Origin of the sequence: Xanthomonas sp. NCPPB 2632 (assembly GCF_041228075.2) — a bacterium.
Lineage (GTDB): Bacteria > Pseudomonadota > Gammaproteobacteria > Xanthomonadales > Rhodanobacteraceae > Luteibacter.
In genome coordinates, this window is sequence record NZ_CM192979.1 from 3,386,576 (window position 1) to 3,403,626 (window position 17,051).

Annotated in this window: 14 protein-coding genes; 8 read left to right on the top strand and 6 right to left on the bottom strand. The window is 66.9% G+C overall.

Annotated elements, in window-relative coordinates:
- Positions 1-182 precede the first annotated feature (182 nt).
- The 4 genes from AB8808_RS14395 (at position 183) to mfd (ending at position 6,098) form a co-directional block, all read left to right on the top strand.
- Positions 183-1,085, top strand: a complete 903-nt coding sequence (locus tag AB8808_RS14395) for a 23S rRNA (adenine(2030)-N(6))-methyltransferase RlmJ (RefSeq protein ID WP_369930352.1) — start codon at positions 183-185, stop codon at positions 1,083-1,085.
- A gap of 28 nt (positions 1,086-1,113) precedes the next feature.
- Positions 1,114-1,620 (top strand): Slp family lipoprotein, encoded by a 507-nt coding sequence (locus AB8808_RS14400; protein WP_369930353.1) that lies wholly within the window; start codon positions 1,114-1,116, stop codon positions 1,618-1,620.
- 34 nt (positions 1,621-1,654) lie between these two features.
- Complete coding sequence (locus AB8808_RS14405) at positions 1,655-2,563, top strand: cation diffusion facilitator family transporter (protein WP_369930354.1); 909 nt, start codon at positions 1,655-1,657, stop codon at positions 2,561-2,563.
- 85 nt (positions 2,564-2,648) lie between these two features.
- Positions 2,649-6,098: a transcription-repair coupling factor gene (gene mfd, locus AB8808_RS14410; RefSeq protein WP_369930355.1), complete on the top strand. Its 3,450-nt coding sequence runs from the start codon at positions 2,649-2,651 to the stop codon at positions 6,096-6,098.
- 253 nt (positions 6,099-6,351) lie between these two features.
- Here the strand turns inward: mfd and egtD are convergent, their stop codons facing one another.
- Together egtD and egtB are read right to left on the bottom strand one after the other, a co-directional pair.
- Positions 6,352-7,335, bottom strand: a complete 984-nt coding sequence (gene egtD / locus AB8808_RS14415) for an L-histidine N(alpha)-methyltransferase (RefSeq protein WP_369930356.1) — start codon at positions 7,333-7,335, stop codon at positions 6,352-6,354.
- A complete protein-coding gene (gene egtB / locus AB8808_RS14420) occupies positions 7,332-8,600 on the bottom strand; it encodes an ergothioneine biosynthesis protein EgtB (protein WP_369930357.1) in 1,269 nt (422 codons plus the stop codon). Before egtB ends, egtD begins: the two co-directional genes overlap by 4 nt.
- A gap of 183 nt (positions 8,601-8,783) precedes the next feature.
- Here egtB and AB8808_RS14425 point away from each other — a divergent pair, with 183 nt between their 5' ends.
- Positions 8,784-9,245, top strand: a complete 462-nt coding sequence (locus AB8808_RS14425) for a DUF6491 family protein (RefSeq protein ID WP_369930358.1) — start codon at positions 8,784-8,786, stop codon at positions 9,243-9,245.
- Between the two features lie 924 nt (positions 9,246-10,169).
- Here the strand turns inward: AB8808_RS14425 and AB8808_RS14430 are convergent.
- The 3 genes from AB8808_RS14430 to AB8808_RS14440 all read right to left on the bottom strand — a co-directional run bounded on the left by AB8808_RS14430 (position 10,170) and on the right by AB8808_RS14440 (position 13,326).
- Positions 10,170-10,592, bottom strand: coding sequence for a hypothetical protein (locus AB8808_RS14430; RefSeq protein WP_036140639.1), 423 nt, complete (start codon positions 10,590-10,592; stop codon positions 10,170-10,172).
- 77 nt (positions 10,593-10,669) lie between these two features.
- Positions 10,670-12,811 (bottom strand): bifunctional 23S rRNA (guanine(2069)-N(7))-methyltransferase RlmK/23S rRNA (guanine(2445)-N(2))-methyltransferase RlmL, encoded by a 2,142-nt coding sequence (rlmKL, locus tag AB8808_RS14435; protein ID WP_369930359.1) that lies wholly within the window; start codon positions 12,809-12,811, stop codon positions 10,670-10,672.
- Complete coding sequence (locus AB8808_RS14440) at positions 12,808-13,326, bottom strand: alpha/beta fold hydrolase (protein WP_369930360.1); 519 nt, start codon at positions 13,324-13,326, stop codon at positions 12,808-12,810. Before AB8808_RS14440 ends, rlmKL begins: the two co-directional genes overlap by 4 nt.
- Positions 13,327-13,371: 45 nt before the next feature.
- Between AB8808_RS14440 and AB8808_RS14445 the strand changes: the two genes are divergently transcribed.
- From AB8808_RS14445 to AB8808_RS14455, 3 genes are read left to right on the top strand one after another with little or no spacing between them, the layout of a single operon-like run.
- Entirely contained in the window at positions 13,372-13,929 is a 558-nt protein-coding gene (locus AB8808_RS14445; RefSeq protein WP_369930361.1) for an N-acetylmuramoyl-L-alanine amidase, read from the top strand.
- A 51-nt stretch (positions 13,930-13,980) separates the two neighbouring features.
- On the top strand, positions 13,981-14,847 hold the full coding sequence (locus tag AB8808_RS14450; RefSeq protein ID WP_036140635.1) for an acyl-CoA thioesterase: 867 nt from the start codon (positions 13,981-13,983) through the stop codon (positions 14,845-14,847).
- Positions 14,848-14,854: 7 nt separating this feature from the next.
- Positions 14,855-15,745 (top strand): LysR family transcriptional regulator, encoded by an 891-nt coding sequence (locus AB8808_RS14455; protein WP_369930362.1) that lies wholly within the window; start codon positions 14,855-14,857, stop codon positions 15,743-15,745.
- Here AB8808_RS14455 and AB8808_RS14460 read toward each other — a convergent pair.
- The gene (locus tag AB8808_RS14460; protein WP_369930363.1) at positions 15,720-16,976 is read right to left on the bottom strand and encodes an MFS transporter; all 1,257 of its coding nucleotides are present in this window, start codon (positions 16,974-16,976) and stop codon (positions 15,720-15,722) included. The two genes, AB8808_RS14455 and AB8808_RS14460, sit on opposite strands and share 26 nt — an antisense overlap.
- Positions 16,977-17,051 lie beyond the last annotated feature (75 nt).

Genomic DNA, 17,051 nt, shown 5'->3' on the forward strand with positions numbered 1-17,051 from the left:
CAACCGCAACCGCAACCGCAACCGCAACCGCAACCGCTACTGTAGGAGCGCACGCATGTGCGCGACATCTTCTCGCGCCAGTCCCCAGGTTTGCGCGCCAGCTCCGGGCTGTGGCCTCAACACATGTCGCGCACATCGTGCGCTCCTACGGTATACCGGCCTTCGGCCGGTATACTCCCCTTATGAACTACCGTCACGCTTACCATGCCGGCAATTTTGCCGATGTCCTCAAGCACATGGTGCTCGTGGCCCTCATCGATGCCTTGAAGCAGAAGGCCTCGCCGTTCTGCTACATCGACACCCACGCCGGCGGCGGCCGCTACGACCTTCAGGGCAACGAGGCACGCAAGACGGCCGAGGCGGACGAAGGCTTCGGCATCCTCAAGACCGCCAGCGGGCTGCCGCCCCTGCTGTGGAAGTACCTCGAGATCGTCCGGGCCTGCAACGAGGGTAGCGATACGCTGCGTTACTACCCGGGCTCGCCGTGGATCGCCGCGCACCTCATGCGTGAGACGGATTCCGCCCAGATGGTGGACCTGCGCAACGACGAGTCCAGCGCCCTGCGCCAGCTGTTCCATCACGACAAGCGCATCCACGTGCACGAGCGCGACGGCTACGAAGCCATGAAGGCGTTCGTTCCGCCGAAGGAAAAACGCGGCCTGGTCCTTATCGATCCCCCGTTCGAGGCGCAGGAAGCCGAGTTCCGGTTGATCGAGAAGACGCTGAAAGCCGCGCTGGAAAAATGGCCCACCGGCGTCTACGCCGTCTGGTATCCGATCAAGCTGCGCAGCCATGTCCAGCCGTTCCACCGCTGGCTGACCAAGTGCGGTGCCCGGCGCGTGCTGGTGGCCGAGCTGCTGCTGCGTCCGGACGATTCCCCGCTGCGTTTGAACGGCACGGGCATCGCCATCGTGAACGCGCCGTGGAAGCTGGATGACGCCCTGCGCGATTCCCTCAAGCTGCTGCCGAAACTCCTGGGCACCGCCGGCCAGTCCGAATACCGCCTGACCTGGCTGGTCGAGGAAGGCAAGGATGAAGACGTAGCCCACGCGCCGCAGTCGCCACGTTCAGTCCGCCGGCGGTAGATTGGGGGCACACGCCAGGAGCCGACCCATGCGCCCCCAGACCGTTCGTTCCACCGCCGCCGCTTTCCTGCTCGCCGCCGCCCTTTCCGCCTGCGCCCCGGCACCGATCTACAAGCCGACCCCCAACAACGCCGCCGTGCCGCCGTCCCAGGTGGCCCGGGAGCCGGAACGCTACGGCAGCGCCGACGTCATCTGGGGTGGACGCATCGTCAAGGTCAGCAACTTCGCCGACCACAGCGAGATCGAGATCCTCGCCTACCCGCTGGACCGCTCGCAGCGGCCGCAGGCCAACGACACCGGCAACGGCCGCTTCATCGCCGCCATGCCCGGTTATGTCGAAAGCCTGGATTACCCGGCGGGCGGGCTGGTCACGGTATCCGGACGGCTCAACGGCACGCGCGCATCCAACGTGGGCCAGGCGTCCTACACCTTCCCGCTGGTGACGGTGAACCAGTCGCACGTATGGACGGCCAAGGAAATGTCCGGCGGCCATCCGAACGTGAGTTTCGGCGTGGGCGTGGGCATCCTACGGTAAGATCCTTCGATTACCCATCGGGAACAGGGATCACATGTCGGGACACGCCGATTCGAAGCGCGCGATCTTTCTCGCGCTCGGAGCCAATTTCGCCATCTTCGTCGCCAAGCTCGTAGCGGCCATCTTCACCGGTTCCGGGGCCATGCTGGCCGAGGCGGTCCATTCCCTGGCCGACTGCGGCAACCAGGGCCTGCTTCTGCTGGGCATGCGCCAGGCCAAGCGCCCCCCGTCGGCGGACTATCCGCTCGGCTGGGGCCGTGCGTTGTATTTCTGGTCGTTCCTGGTGGCGATCCTGCTTTTCAGCGTCGGCGGCATGTTCTCGGTGTACGAGGGCGTGCACAAGTTGACCCATCCCGAGCCGCTCAAATGGGCGTGGCTGGCAATCGGCGTGCTGGCTTTCTCGATCGTCACCGAAGGCATTTCCATGCATGGCTGCATGCAGGAAGTGAACAAGGCCCGCGGCGACCAGCCGCTGTGGCAGTGGTTTCGCGAAACCCGCGCCAGCGAATTGCTGGTGATCTTCGGCGAGGACCTGGCGGCGCTGGTGGGGCTGTGCTTTGCGCTGCTCGCCGTGCTGCTCACCATGCTCACCGGTAACCTCATGTTCGACGCCATCGGCACCATCGCCATCGGCGTGCTGCTGATCGTGGTGGCGGTGGCGGTGGCGCGCGAGGTCAAGGCGCTGCTGATCGGCCAGGGCGTGGAGCCGAAGCGCCGCGTGCAGATGATGGCCTTCCTCGAGGCCCGCCCGGAAATCGACACCGTCTACAACCTGCTCACGCTGCAGATGGGCAACGAGGTGATGGTGGCGATCAAGGCCCGCATGAGCCCCTCGCCCACCGCGCGGGCCATGGTCGAAGCGATCAACATCGTCGAGGCCGACTTCAAGGCCGAGTTCCGCGATGTACGCTGGAGTTTCTTCGAGCCCGACATCACCGACTGACCCCGTCCGAGGGGCCGGCACCGCTGGCCCTTCACGGGCAGGTAGTACAATCGTCGGCTTGTCCGCAAGCTGCCAAGCCGACTCCATGCCTCTAGTGCTCCCCCGCCCGTCACTCCCCGCCACCGCCAAGACCCGCCGCTACTGGGCCACGCCCCATGGCTCGGCGTGGGCACTCGAAGTCGCCGAGGCGGCACGCGCGCACGAGGGCGTACTGGTCGTGGTCACCCGCGACACCCGCAGTGCCGATAACCTGGAGAGCGAACTGGCGGTGTTCGCCGGTGAACTGCCGGTGCTGCATTTCCCGGACTGGGAAACCCTGCCCTACGACGTCTTCAGTCCGCACCCGGAAGTGGTCTCCCAGCGTATCGCCACGCTCTATCGCCTGCCCACCACCCGGCGCGGTGTGCTGGTGGTGCCGGTGGCCACGCTGATGCAGCGCATCGCGCCACGCGCCCACATCACCGGCTCGGGACTGGTGCTGCGCAAGGGCCAGAAGCTCGACCTGGGCGCCGAGCAGCGTCGGCTGGAGGCCGCCGGCTACCGCAACGTGCCTCAGGTGGCCGAACCGGGTGACTTCGCCGTGCGCGGCGCGCTCATCGACATCTACGCGATGGGTGCCGACGAGCCCTACCGCGTGGAGCTGTTCGACGACGAGATCGAGTCCATCCGCAGTTTCGACACCGAAACCCAACGCTCCACCCACCAGGTGGACAGCGTCGACCTGCTGCCCGCACGCGAATTCCCGCTGACCGAAGACGCGGCGAAGAACTTCCGCGCCAACCTGCGCGAACGCTTTCCCATCGACATCCGTCGCTGTCCGCTCTACCAGGACATGAAGGAAGGCGTGACGCCCGGCGGCATCGAGTACTACCTGCCGCTGTTTTTCGGCGCGACCGAAACCCTGTTCGACTACATCGCGGGCGATGCGATGTTCGTCCTCGGCGAGGGCACGCTGGACGCCGCGGAGCAGTTCTGGACGCAGACCGCCGAGCGCTACGACCAGCGCGCGCACGATATCGAGCGCCCGGTGCTGCCGCCGGCGGAGATCTACCTGCCGCCGGAGCAACTGCGCGAACGCCTCAACAAGCAGGTGCGGATCGACGTGGTGCCCGCCGGCCACGAGCACGCAGTGGACCTGGGCACGCAGCCGGCACCGGACGTGCCGCTGAACCGCAAGGGCGACGAACCGGGCGCTGCGCTGCGGCATTTCCTGTCCAGCTACAAGGGCAGCGTGCTGATCGCGGCGGATTCCGCCGGCCGCCGCGAGGCGCTGATCGAGCAACTGGCCGGTGCCGGCCTGAAACCGGTCAACATCGACAGCTGGAAGGATTTCCTCGCGCGCGACGAGAAGCTCGCCATCACCGTCGCGTCCCTGGAACAGGGTTTCGCGATCACGAAGCCGGCTTTCACCGTGCTCACCGAGCGCGAGCTGTTCGGCGAACGTGTACGTACGGATCGCAAGCGTCGCGCCGGTGCCGCGCGCGATCCCGAAAGCATCATCAAGGACCTGACCGAGCTGTCGATCGGCTCGCCCATCGTCCACATCGATCACGGCGTCGGCCGCTACCAGGGGCTCGTTTCCCTGGACGTGGGCGACATGCCTGGCGAGTTCCTCACCATCGAATACGCCAAGGGCGACAAGCTCTACGTGCCGGTGGCCCAGCTCGGCCTGGTCAGCCGCTACACCGGCACCGCGCCGGAACTGGCTCCGCTGCACTCGCTGGGCGGCGACGCCTGGGAGCGCGCGCGCAAGAAGGCTGCGGAAAAAGTCCGCGACGTGGCCGCCGAGTTGCTGGGCATCTACGCCCAGCGCGAGGCGCGCCAGGGGCAGTCGCTATCCGTCGACCGCCCGATGATCGAGGAATTCGCGGCCACCTTCCCGTTTGAGGAAACCCCGGACCAGCAGGCGGCGATCGATGCGGTGATCGTCGATCTGGCTGCGCCGCGCGCCATGGATCGCGTGGTCTGCGGCGACGTGGGCTTCGGCAAGACCGAGGTCGCCCTGCGTGCCGCGTTCGCCGCGGCCACCGCGGGCAAGCAGGTGGCCGTGCTGGTGCCGACCACCCTGCTCGCCCAGCAGCATTACCGCAACTTCGCCGACCGCTTCGCGGACTGGCCGGTACGCGTGGACGTCATCTCCCGCTTCAAGTCGAAGAAGGAAGTGGACGGCGCGTTGCAACGGCTGGCCGACGGCCAGATCGACGTCATCGTCGGTACGCACAAGCTGCTTGGCCCGGACATCCGCTTCAAGGACCTGGGCCTGGTCATCGTCGACGAGGAACAGCGTTTCGGCGTACGTCAGAAGGAACAGCTGAAGAAGCTGCGTGCCGAAGTGGACCTGCTGACCCTCACCGCCACGCCGATCCCGCGCACGCTGAACATGGCGATGAGCGGCCTGCGCGACCTGTCGATCATCGCCACGCCGCCGGCCCATCGCACGGCGGTTCGTACGCTGATTTCCACCTACCAGCCCGCGCTCATCCGCGAAGCCATCCAGCGCGAGCTGGCCCGCGGTGGCCAGGTCTACTTCCTGCACAACGAAGTAGAGTCGATCGAGCGCATCTCACGTGAGCTGGGCGAACTGGTGCCCGAGGCGCGCATCCGCGTCGCCCACGGCCAGATGCCCGAGCGCGACCTGGAACAGGTGATGGCCGATTTCCACCGACAGCGGTTCAACGTGCTGGTGTCCACCACCATCATCGAATCGGGCATCGACATCCCCACCGCCAACACCATCGTGGTGAACCGCGCGGATCGCTTCGGCCTGGCCCAGCTGCATCAGTTGCGCGGACGCGTGGGTCGCTCGCATCACCGCGCCTATGCCTACCTCATCGTGCCCGACCGCAAGGCGATGACCGCCGATGCGGAGAAGCGCCTGGAAGCACTGGCGTCGCTGGAGGAACTGGGTGCCGGTTTCACCCTCGCCACCCACGACCTGGAAATCCGCGGTGCGGGCGAGATGCTGGGCGAGGAACAGTCCGGCCAGATCCAGGAGATCGGCTTCGGGCTGTATACCGAGTTGCTGGACCGTGCGGTGCGCGCGCTGAAGTCGGGCAAGGTGCCGGACTTCGACCTCACCTCCGAGCACGAGACCGAGGTGGAACTGCACCTGCCCGCGCTGATCCCCGGAGACTACCTACCCGACGTCCACACGCGCCTGACGCTGTACAAGCGCATCGCCAGCGCACGCGACGAGCACGGCCTGCGCGAGCTTCAGGTGGAGATGATCGACCGTTTCGGCCTGCTACCCGACCCGACCAAGTGCCTGTTCGCCGTCGCGCAACTGAAGCTCATGGCCACCCCGCTCGGCATCCGCAAGGTGGACTTCGGCGCCAGCGGTGGACGCATCACCTTCCGCGACAAGCCCGACATCGACCCGATGGCCCTGATCAAGCTGATCCAGCAACAACCACGCATCTTCAAGATGGACGGCCAGGACAAGCTCCGGGTGATCCTCGAACTACCCGGCAGCGCCGAACGCATCCGCACCGCGCAGGATCTGCTGGTCTCCCTGGGTGCCCGCCGGCCGGGGTGATCGAACCCCGCACAACACCTGCACGCATCGTCCAGGCGACACATGCAGGAGCGCACGCTGCGCGCGACATCTTTTGAGGCAGAACCTCCGAACTGGCACGCCAGCTCGGAGAATGCGGTGAAAGGATGTCGCGCACAGCGTGCGCTCCTACAACATCCGGTGCGATGCGCCGGGCCGCCCGTGCGATGCGCCGAGCCGCCGGTGCGATGCGCCGGGCCGCCGGTGAGGCGGCGGGCGTAGGGATCAGGTAGGGTCAGGCGACCGGCGTCGCCCGCACCAGGTACTGCACGCTGAAACGGCGATCCTCGTCCATCCAGACCTGAGACACCGACAGCCCGGCCTTGTTGGCCATCTGCGCGAAGTCGTCCAGCGAATACTTGCAGCTGTATTCCACCTGCATCGCCTCGTCCTCGCGGAAAGTGAAGGCGTCGCTACCCACATGCACCACCTGGTGGCGCGTGCTGACCAGCGAGGTTTCGATACGGCCGGCAAGCACGTTGTAGCGTGCGCGGTGGCGGAATGCATCGAGGTCGAAATCGGTGCCGATCTCGCGATTCAGCCGCACCAGCATGTTGAGCGTGAAGTCGCGCGTGACACCGGCGGCGTCGTTGTAGGCCGCCTCGATCTGTGCGGCGTCCTTCTTCAGGTCCACGCCGATCAGCACACCGCCGCCGTCGCTCATCTCGGCGCGCATCTGGCGAAGGATCTTGACCGCATCCTTCGCCTCGAAATTGCCGATGGTGGAGCCGGGAAAGTAGATCACCGTACGCCGCGGCGAGCGCGTGGCCACCGGCAGCCGCAGCGGCTGGGTGAAGTCGGCGCAGACCGGCTGCATGGGGACGTCCGGGAAACGCGTGGACAATTCGGCAACGCTTTCCATCAGCGCCGTGCGCGAGATCTCCACCGGCACATAGGCCACGGGGGTGACCAGATGCTCCAGCAGCATCCGCGTCTTGATCCCGCTGCCGCTGCCGTATTCGACCAGGCGCACGTCGGGCCCGATCACGTCGGCAATGTCGGCCGCATGATCGCGCATGATGCGGATCTCGGTTCGCGTGAGGTAGTACTCCGGCTGCTCGCAGATGGCCTCGAACAGCGCCGAACCACGTTCGTCATAGAACAGGCGCGACGGCAGCTTCTTGATCTTGGCCCCGAGGCCGCGGCGTACGGTCTCGAGGGTGTCCTCGACATCCGGATGGCGGTCGTCGACACGGATGTCTTTGGGTTGAGCACTCATCGATCGTTTCCCAGTCGTATCCCCGTGAACTGCCAGCGCGCATGGGGAGGAAAAAAATTACGGTAGGTGGCACGAATATGATCGGAGGGCGTCGCGCACGAGCCCCCGCGGAGTATCCACTGACCGTTCATGAACTTGCCGTTGTATTCCCCCAGCGCACCGTCCAGCGGACGAAACCCCGGATAACTGACATATGGGCTCATCGTCCACTCCCAAACGTCGCCGTACATCTGACTCAGGTCGGTTTCGAACGACGACGCACGTGGGTGGAACAAACCGTTGTCCTGGAAATTGCCGCGAATCGGCAGCGACGTGGCCATGGTTTCCCATTCGACCTCCGTCGGCAGCCGCGCGCCGGCCCAGCGCGCGAATGCGTCGGCCTCGAAATAGCTGATGTGACACACCGGCGCATGCGGATCGATGGCCCGGCGGCCCTGCAAGGTGAACTCCGTCTCGCACGCCTCGTCCCAGTACAACGGGCGCTGCCAGCCCTCGGCCTGCACGGTGGCCCAGCCATCCGACAACCACAGCAACGGGTCGCGATAGCCGCCGTCCTGCACGAACGCAAGGAACTCGGCATTCGTCACCGGGCGATTGGCCAGCGACCCCGCCTGGCGCCAGGTGCGATGGCGAGGCCCTTCGTTATCGAAGTGGAAACCGTCGCCGGCATGACCCACCTCCACCACGCCTTCGTCGAACGGCACATAGCGCAAGGCAGGCGCGGCCACGGAGAGCGCACGCGGTGCCTCCGCGGCAAACGCCGGCTCCAGCGGATTCTGCGCAAACGCGTGCTTGATATCGGTGAGGAGCAATTCCTGATGCTGTTGCTCGTGCTGGCAGCCCAGTTCTATCACGACAGCCAGCGCCGGATCGTCGCCGCGCATGAGGCGCTCCGCTACCGCATCGTCAACACGGCGCCGGTAATCCAGCACTTCGGCGAAGTCCGGCCGCGTGATCATTCCCCGACTGGGGCGCGCGTGCATCGGTCCTACCGACTGGTAGTACGAATTGAAAAGAAAGTGCCATTCCGGGTTCGCAGACACATAGCCCTCGGTGCGACCGAGAACGAAGTGCTCGAAGAACCATGTGGTGTGGGCAAGGTGCCACTTGGTCGGGCTGGCATCCGGCATCGACTGGATGACGGTATCCTCCGGACGTAACCGCGAGGCCAGTTCGGCGCTGCGACGACGCACGCCAAGGAAGCGCGTAACGAGGTCCGCAGGGGCCGAGGGGGTGGGGTCGAGGCCAAGCGGGCGGACCGTCATGCGCTGGCCTCCTGTGCGGCCTTGATAGCGTCAGTCATTACGGAAAGGATGGCCGAGGAAACGTTCAACGAACGTGAGTGGCATCCTCCACGCCCTTAACGAAAGGTGCACCGTGGCCCCTGTCAATCTGGCCCGTGGGCCGATCCCGGCTTAACATCGCCATTCCTCCCGGAGGACCCCGTCATGACTGCCCGAATCCTGTTCAGCGCCGCTCTCCTGCTCGCCGGCGCGTCCACCGCGCACGCTCAGGACAACGCACCCCGTCCCGGCCCCGCCGTCCCCCAGGCCCGCAACGAACTCCCCTTCAACGATTGCCTGCGCACCGACCGCATCAACGAATGGGCCGTGGTCGACGCGCGCACGGTGGCGGTGCGCAACGGACCCAACCATTTCGTGGTGAAGACCAGCGCGGACTGCCCGCGGATGGACCTGGGCGGCGGCATCCGCTTCAAGTCGTCCAACAGCGACAAGGCCATGGGCGAGATGCGTATCTGCGGCGGCATCGATGAGAAAATCCTTCGCCGCAACGAGCCGCCGTGCCAGGTCCAGTCCGTGCAGACGATCGACAAGGCGACATTCGAGTCGATGAAGAAAAGTGCCAAGCGGCGCGGCTCGGGTGCGCAGCTGCCGTCTCCGGGTGGTTGAGTCCGGGGCTCGGAGCAAGAGCCGGCGGGTAGCCCCCTCGGTGCCACGCCTGCGGCGACCCGCTGATGAAGGGCCGCTGGCGCGGCCGTATATCTATGGCCCTTCGGGCCCGGGTCGGGCTTCGCACAGGGGTTCTCGACTCGACATCCTGTCTCGCGAGAACGGCCGGCCGTCCTGGCCGGCCCCCTTCGGGCCTGATCTGTGCGAATCCCTCGCCTGCGGCTACCGGCACCGAGGGGGCTACCCGCCGGCTCTTCCAACGACTGAGGCAGGTTGTGACGCGAGCGGTCGCAGAGGTGCGGGGTATGGCGTCAGCGCTTCGTTGGCTTTTCGCCCACATCGTGGGCTCCTACCCCAGGGGTAGGACGTGTTGTGGCATATCCAACGCCTGATCTGCCGGCTTGGGGGTAGGAGCGCACGCACGTGCGCGAACCCTCGACGTATCTAAGGCGACCGATGCCATGCACACCAGGTGAGCGAGCGCTCCCAGCTACGAAGCGAGTCCTGGCTCTGTGCTCTCCCACACGCAACCTCAGTGTATGGAAGAGCCGGCGGGTGCCACCCTCGTGGCCGGTAGCCGCAGGCGAGGGCTTCGAACGGACAAGGCCCGAAGGGGGCCGGCCAGGACGGCCGGCCATTTTTGCTGAGCCATGGATGGCGAATCAAAAATCCCCGTTCGAAGCCCGACCCGCCCCAAAGGGGAATAGATATACAGCCGCGGAGCGGCCCTTCCTTAGCGGGTCGCCGCAGGCGTGGCCACGAGGGTGGCACCCGCCGGCTCTTGCTCCAACGCCCGAAGGCTAAACGCGATGCCGAAGGCGAGCCTTCTTCAAAGCGCCCAACATTCCCCCACCATCCAAAACAAAAAGAGCCCGGCTCGCGCCGGGCTCCCTCGATCAAACCACGCAACGAAAACAACCTCGATCAATACCCGTCGTCACGCACATAACGGGTGCCACCGTAACCATCGTCCACGTAGGTGGTCGTGGTGGTCACGCGGCGGGTAACGACCGGCGCGTCGTCATAGACCACCGTGCGGGTGGGCGGGGCGTAGTAGTAGCCCGGGCCGTTGTCGTAGACCACCGTGCGCGGCTGCGTGGCGTTGGCGACCAGGCCGACGACCGCGCCGGCGACGATGGCACCAGCGATCCAGCGGCCGGCGTGGTCGTAGTGACCGCGACCGTAGTAACCGCCACGACCGCCGTAGTATCCACCACCGTGGTAACCATAGCCGTAACCACCATGGTAGCCGCCGTAATAACCACCGCGGGCAAAGGCGCCGGGTGCGAACGCCATCAGACCCGCAGCGGCGAGGACGAGAGCGGACTTTACGAACTTACCTTTCATGACAGTTACCTCCGGGTGTTGACTGCAGATTCGCGCTCGGCCACTGAATCCAATCTGAAGTTTTCTACACCCTCAATTCACGTTTTCCACGGATTCACGAACGGCTTACGGAGCAGCCAGCAACCGTGGATGTTGTGCCGGCGGGAGAAGTCGAACGGGATGCTGGGGGCGCTCCAGTCCTCGATGGAAAAATGGGGCTCCAGGGCCGCCTTATCAAGCTGGAAACGACGGAAATTGTTTGAGAAAACAATGGCCCCGTCCGGCAGCAGCCGGTCCAGGCAAAGCATCAGCAGCTTCACGTGATCGCGCTGCACGTCGAAGTCGTCGGCCTTCTTGGAGTTGGAGAAGGTCGGCGGGTCGACGTAGATCAGCCCGTACTGCATCGAGCGCTTCTCGAGGAAGGTCAGGGCGTCCTCCTGCACCAGCCGATGGCGTGCGCCTTCGAAGCCGTTCAACGCCAGGTTGCGTGACGCCCAGTCCAGGTAGGTGCCGGACAGGTCCACGGTGGTGGTGTCGCGCGCATCGCCGGCCGCCGCGTAGACGCTGGCAGTGCCCGTATAGGCGAACAGGTTGAGGAAGTGCTTGCCCGGCGCCAGTTCGCGGATCTTCTCGCGGACCAGGCGATGGTCGAGGAACAGGCCGGTGTCCAGGTAATCGGTGGGGTTGATGAGGAAGCGCAGGCCGCCCTCGCCCACCTCGATGAACTCGCCCTTCTGGTCGAACTGGCCGTACTTCGAGCCCCCCTTGCCGCGCTCGCGCGTCTTCACCGCGATGCGCTCGCGGGGAATGCCGAGCACCTCGCTGGCCACGCGGCCGATCTCGCGCATGCGGATGCGCGCCACGTCCACCGGCACGTCCTGCGGCGCCTTGTACTCCTGGATGTGCAGCCAGTTTTCGTAGACGTCGATGGCGGCGGCGTACTCGGGCAGGTCCTGGTCGTAGGCGCGCCAGCAGGTGATGCCCTCGCGGGTGAGCCGCTTGCGCAGGTGGCGGACGTTCTTCTCCAGGCGGTTCTTCAGCATCTCCGCGCCGGGCGACAGCGGCTTCGCTTCGCGCGGGGCATCGTCGCGTGCGCGCAGGGCGTAGGTCAGCAGCGGGGTTTCCAGCGCGCCGTTGAACAGGGCGTAGCGTTTGTCGGGGCTGAGGCGCAGCGCACGACCCAGTTCCTCGTCACCGGCCAGCACCGCCGCGCGCCAGCCGGCGAAACGGTCCTTCAGTGCCTGGCCGAAGTCGCGGTAGAGCGCCGGCAGTTCGGCACGGTCGCCCAGGCGCTCGCCGTAGGGTGGGTTGGTGATGACCAGGCCGAGCGGGGTTTCCGGCGGCGGTGCCACGTGCACCGCGTCACGCTTGTCGAGGTGGACGAAACCCGCCACGCCCGCACTCTGCGCGTTGCGCTTGGCGGTCTGCACCATCTGCGCATCCGAATCGCTGCCGAAGAACACCGGGCGCAGGGCACGCAGGCCTTCGTCCGCCCGTGCCTTCGCCTCGTCGTAGATGGAGCGCCACAACGCGTAATCGTGCTTGGCCCAGCCGAGGAAGCCGAAGTAATCACGACGCAGGCCGGGCGCCACGTCGGCGGCCATGAGCGCGCCTTCGATCAGCAGCGTGCCCGAGCCGCACATCGGATCGACCAGCGCGCCGCCTTCGGCGTAGATGCGCGGCCACTGCGCACGCACCAGCATGGCGGCGGCGAGGTTTTCCTTCAGCGGCGCCTCGCCTTGCTGCTCGCGCCAGTTGCGACGATGCAACGGCAGGCCCGAGAGGTCGATCGACAACGTGGCGCGATCACGGCGCAGGCGCACGTTGACGCGCAGGTCGGGTTCTTCCGGGTCGATGTCCGGACGCGCGCCGGTGGCGGCACGGAACTGGTCGACGATGGCGTCCTTGGTCTTCAGCGCGATGAACTGGCTGTGCGTGAGCTTGCTCTGTGCCGTGTTCGCATCCACGGCCAGCGTGCCGTGCGCGGCCAGGTGGGTGGCCCAGTCGATGTCCTGCACACCCGCATAGAGGGCGTCCTGGTCGGCGGCGTCGAACTCGGCCAGCGGCAGCAGCACGCGGCTGGCCATGCGCGACCACAGGCAAGCGCGGTAGGCCGTCTCGATGTCACCGGCAAAGGACACGCCGGCCAGGGCCTCGCGCACGTCCGTCGCGCCAATGGCGATCAGTTCGTCCTTGAGCAGGTATTCCAGGCCCTTCGGGCAGGTGGCGAAGAAGTTCATGCCAGGCCCTCGAGGAAACGGTGGAAGGTGGTTTCGATGTCCGCCATGGCGTTGCCCAGCCGGTGGTCGTCCTCGACCAGCAGCATCGGGATCGCATGGCTGCGCGCGAAGGCGAAGGCCTCATCCACCGGGCAGACGTCGTCCGCATAGCCGTGGATCATGAAGGCGGGCACGCCCCTGGCGAGGTCGAAGGCCCGGCCGTAGCCGGGGATGCGCGCAGGCAGCGCCAGCAGGAACACTCCGGCCACCGGGGCCTGCAGCGAGGCCAGCCCCGAGACGAAAGCGCCCATGCTGGAGCCGACCAGGATCGGGGGCGCCGGTGAGTCCGCGATGGCCCGGGCCAGCCGCGCCAGCCGCGGTTCGACGCAGCCGGCGTGGCCGAGGGCGTCGTCTTCACGGTAATCGGGGCGGACCGTGGTCCAGCCCAGCGAGCCCGCCAGGGCCGCCAGCGCGCTGACCTTGGTGGCGTCGGGGCCGGAATCGGAACCGTGGGAAAGGATGATGTGACCGCGCATGGCGGACTCCGTACGCGGAATGACCGGCTATGTTATCAAAGCGCCATGATCGACATCCGCCACAGCCCCCTCCCCTACGAACACCGCCTCCCGGAGCGCCCGGCCGACGCGGTGGACCTGGTCGTCATCCACTGCACCGAGCTGCCCGACCTGGCCATGGCGCGCGAGTACGGCGAGCGCGTGCTCTACGAGGACCGTGGCACGGGCGCCAGCGGGCACTACTACGTCGATCGCGACGGAACGATCCAGTGCTACGTCGATCCGCGCCGCGTCGCCAACCACACCCGTGGCTACAACCCGCGCTCGATCGGCATCGAACTGGTCAACACGGGGCGTTATCCCGACTGGTTCCACTCCGACCGGCAGGTCATGACCGAGCCCTACCCCGCCGAACAGATCGACGCCCTGCGTGCCCTGCTCGACGACCTCACGCTGCACTTTCCGTCATTGCGCCATATCGCCGGCCACGAGGACCTGGACACCGCCATGGTTCCCGCCAGCGACGATCCGCACCGCGAGGTGCCACGCAAGCGCGATCCGGGCCCGCAATTCCCCTGGGCACGCGCCTACGATGCGGGCCGCCTCGCGCGGCTGGCGGGCTGAGGCCCGGTATACTTTCCGGCCATGTCGCCACCCCGCTCAACAGAGACCCCCATGACGGACAACCACGTCGGCGAACTCGTCGAACTGCTCGAACTCGAGCGCCTCGAAGACAACCTCTTCCGCGGCCAGAGTCGCGACATCGGCACCAAGTTCGTCTTCGGCGGCCAGGTGCTGGGCCAGGCGCTGTCCGCCGCGCAGCGCACGGTGGACCCGCGCCGCGAGGCGCACTCGCTGCATGCCTATTTCCTGCGTGCCGGCGACATCAACGCGCCCATCGTCTACAGCGTCGAGCGCACGCGGGACGGCGGCTCGTTCTCGTCGCGCCGCGTGGTCGCCATCCAGCACGGCCAGCCCATCCTCAACGGGTCCATCTCGTTCCAGGAACCGGAAGCCGGCTACGAGCACCAGATGTCGATGCCCGAGGTGCCTGCGCCCGAGGACGTCGAGCCGATGCCGGCGATGACCGCCGAGCAGCTGGCCCGGCTGCCGGAGAAGACCCAGCGCTGGCTCGGCATCGACGGCCCGTTCGAGTTCCGCCACGTGTGGCCGCGCGACGAACTGCGCCCGGCCAAGCGGCCGCCGTACCAGCACATCTGGTTCCGCCTCACCGCGCCGATCGACGACACGCTCGGGCTGCACCAGGCGCTGCTGGCCTACGCGTCGGATTTCCACCTGATCGGCACGGCCACCCTGCCCCACGGCATCTCCTACCTCACCCGCAACATGCAGATGGCCAGCCTGGACCACGCGCTGTGGTTCCATCGCCCGTTCCGTATCGACGACTGGCTGTTGTATTCGTTCGACAGCCCCACCTCGCAGGGCGCGCGCGGCCTGGCGCGCGGCATGATCTACACCCGCAACGGCGTGCTGGTGGCCTCCACCGCGCAGGAAGGCCTGATCCGCGTCCGGCCGGACTGAACCGCCCATGGGCATCGAGCTGCGGCACCTGCGTTATTTCATCGCCGTGGCCGACGAGCTGCATTTCAGCCGCGCCGCCGAGCGGCTGGGTATGTCCCAGCCGCCGCTCAGCCAGCAGATCCGCGACCTGGAAAGCCTGCTCGGCCTGCGCCTGCTGCGACGGACCAACCGACGCGTCGAGCTGACCGATGCCGGCCGCGTCTACCTCGACGCCGCCCGCGACATCGTCGCGCGCGTGGACGCCGCCGCCGATCAGGCACGCCGCGCCGAGCGTGGCGAGATCGGCGAACTGCATGTCGCTTTTACCCGGTCCACCCCGCTGATCGAGCGGTTCCCGCGGGCGATCCGCGCGTTCCGCGACGCCTATCCCGCCGTGCGGCTGGTGCTGGTGGAACGGAACACATTGCGGCAGGTGGCGTGCCTGCTGGAGGGAAGCCAGCACGTCGGCCTGCTGCGTGGCGGTGCACTGCCCGCCACGCTGGTCTCGCACAAGCTGGTCGACGATCCGCTCGTGGCCGTGCTGCGCGCCGATCACCCGCTAGCCACGCGCAAGCGCGCCCGGCTGCGCATGGACGAACTGGCCGACGAACGCTTCGTGGTCTTCAGCCGTGCCGCCGGCACCGGCGTGCACGACCAGTTGCTGTCGATGTGTCGCAACGCGGGCTTCGTGCCGCGCATCGCCCAGGAAGCCGGCGAGTCGTCCACGATGATCGGCCTGGTGGCCGCGGGCCTGGGCGTCGCCGTGCTGCCGGACTCGCTGCGCCACGTGCGTGTCGACGGCGTGGCCTACGTCGCCATCGATTCGCCGGATGCCGCCAGCGCGCTGCACGTCACCCACCGTCGCGACGATGCCTCGCCGCTGGTGAAGGCGTTTACGGCGCTGATGCTGAAGGCGTGAGCGTGCGCAGCTTCAACGCGACCGCCAGGCCGGCAAGGATCAGCACGGCCGCATAGATCGCCACGCCGTTCCACCCGCCGTGGTTCCAGGCCAGCCCGCCGATCGAGCCGGCGATGCTCGAACCCATGTAGTACGCGAACAGGTAGAACGACGACGCATGCGCCTTGGCGAACGACGCGCGCCGACCCACCCAGCTACTGGCGATGGAATGCCCGCCGAAGAAACCGAAGGTCAGCAGCGCGATGCCGGCGACGATGGCCCATAGCGACGCACTGGCCGTCAGCGCTACGCCGGCCAGCATGATGACGAAGGCCGACCACAGCACGCGACGACGACCCAGCCGGCCGGCGATCGCCCCCATCCACGCCGAGCTGCCCACGCCGATCACGTAGACCATGAAGATGGCACCCACATGCGACTGCGACAGCGAGAACGGCGCGGCGATGAGACGGTATGAGACGTAGTTGTAGATCGTGACGAAGGCACCCATCAGCAGGAAGCCTTCCGCGAACAGCCACGGCAGCCCCTTGTCCCGCCACAGCGAACCGAACGACGCCAGCAGGGCCCGCGGATGCGCGCGCCGCTTCTCGAAATACGCCGATGCGGGCAAGCCGCGCAGCACCAGGTACGACGCGATCAGGCCGAGGCCACCGATGACCGCCACGGCCACGCGCCACGAGGCATGGTCCGCGGCGAAGCCGGCAATCAGGCGCCCGCCCATGCCGCCGAGGGCATTGCCACCGATATACAGCCCCATGGCGAAGCCGAGCGAATCGCCGTGGATCTCCTCGCCCACATAGGTCATGGCCACCGCGGGCAGACCCGCCAGGGTAAGACCCAGCAGCGCGCGAATGACCAGGAACGTGCCCCAGTGCGGCGCCATGGCGGAGAGCAGCACCAGCAGCGACGAGCCCAGCAGCGAGGCCAGCATCACCGGCTTGCGCCCCAGGACGTCGGAGATGGCACCGGCGAACAGCATGCCCACGGCCAGCACGCCGGTGGTCAGCGACAGCGACAGGCTGCTGCTGGCCGCGTCCACGCCGAAATCGTGCGAGAACGCGGGCATCAACGGCTGCACGCAATAAAGCAGGCCGAAGGTAGCGAACCCCGACGAGAACAGGGCCAGGTTGGTGCGCCGGAACGCCGGCGTGCCGTGCCTGATACGGCGATCGGCCACGACGACCGGTGCGGGCGACGAACCGTCCACGGGAACCTCCAGGAAATAAGCCATGTCGCCAAGGCTAGACCCTGAATTGAGTCGGATCGATACCGGTATGCGTCCTCTTCGATATGTCCTGTGTATGAA

What these genes read in the sequence shown, in the direction of transcription:
- AB8808_RS14455 (WP_369930362.1), top strand. Translation starts at nt 14,855, where the DNA reads ATGGGCATCGAGCTGCGGCACCTGCGTTATTTCATCGCCGTGGCCGAC.
- egtD (WP_369930356.1), bottom strand. Translation starts at nt 7,335, where the DNA reads ATGAGTGCTCAACCCAAAGACATCCGTGTCGACGACCGCCATCCGGAT.
- mfd (WP_369930355.1), top strand. Translation starts at nt 2,649, where the DNA reads ATGCCTCTAGTGCTCCCCCGCCCGTCACTCCCCGCCACCGCCAAGACC.
- AB8808_RS14425 (WP_369930358.1), top strand. Translation starts at nt 8,784, where the DNA reads ATGACTGCCCGAATCCTGTTCAGCGCCGCTCTCCTGCTCGCCGGCGCG.
- AB8808_RS14445 (WP_369930361.1), top strand. Translation starts at nt 13,372, where the DNA reads ATGATCGACATCCGCCACAGCCCCCTCCCCTACGAACACCGCCTCCCG.
- AB8808_RS14460 (WP_369930363.1), bottom strand. Translation starts at nt 16,976, where the DNA reads ATGGCTTATTTCCTGGAGGTTCCCGTGGACGGTTCGTCGCCCGCACCG.
- AB8808_RS14395 (WP_369930352.1), top strand. Translation starts at nt 183, where the DNA reads ATGAACTACCGTCACGCTTACCATGCCGGCAATTTTGCCGATGTCCTC.
- AB8808_RS14400 (WP_369930353.1), top strand. Translation starts at nt 1,114, where the DNA reads ATGCGCCCCCAGACCGTTCGTTCCACCGCCGCCGCTTTCCTGCTCGCC.
- AB8808_RS14430 (WP_036140639.1), bottom strand. Translation starts at nt 10,592, where the DNA reads ATGAAAGGTAAGTTCGTAAAGTCCGCTCTCGTCCTCGCCGCTGCGGGT.
- rlmKL (WP_369930359.1), bottom strand. Translation starts at nt 12,811, where the DNA reads ATGAACTTCTTCGCCACCTGCCCGAAGGGCCTGGAATACCTGCTCAAG.
- AB8808_RS14440 (WP_369930360.1), bottom strand. Translation starts at nt 13,326, where the DNA reads ATGCGCGGTCACATCATCCTTTCCCACGGTTCCGATTCCGGCCCCGAC.
- AB8808_RS14450 (WP_036140635.1), top strand. Translation starts at nt 13,981, where the DNA reads ATGACGGACAACCACGTCGGCGAACTCGTCGAACTGCTCGAACTCGAG.
- AB8808_RS14405 (WP_369930354.1), top strand. Translation starts at nt 1,655, where the DNA reads ATGTCGGGACACGCCGATTCGAAGCGCGCGATCTTTCTCGCGCTCGGA.
- egtB (WP_369930357.1), bottom strand. Translation starts at nt 8,600, where the DNA reads ATGACGGTCCGCCCGCTTGGCCTCGACCCCACCCCCTCGGCCCCTGCG.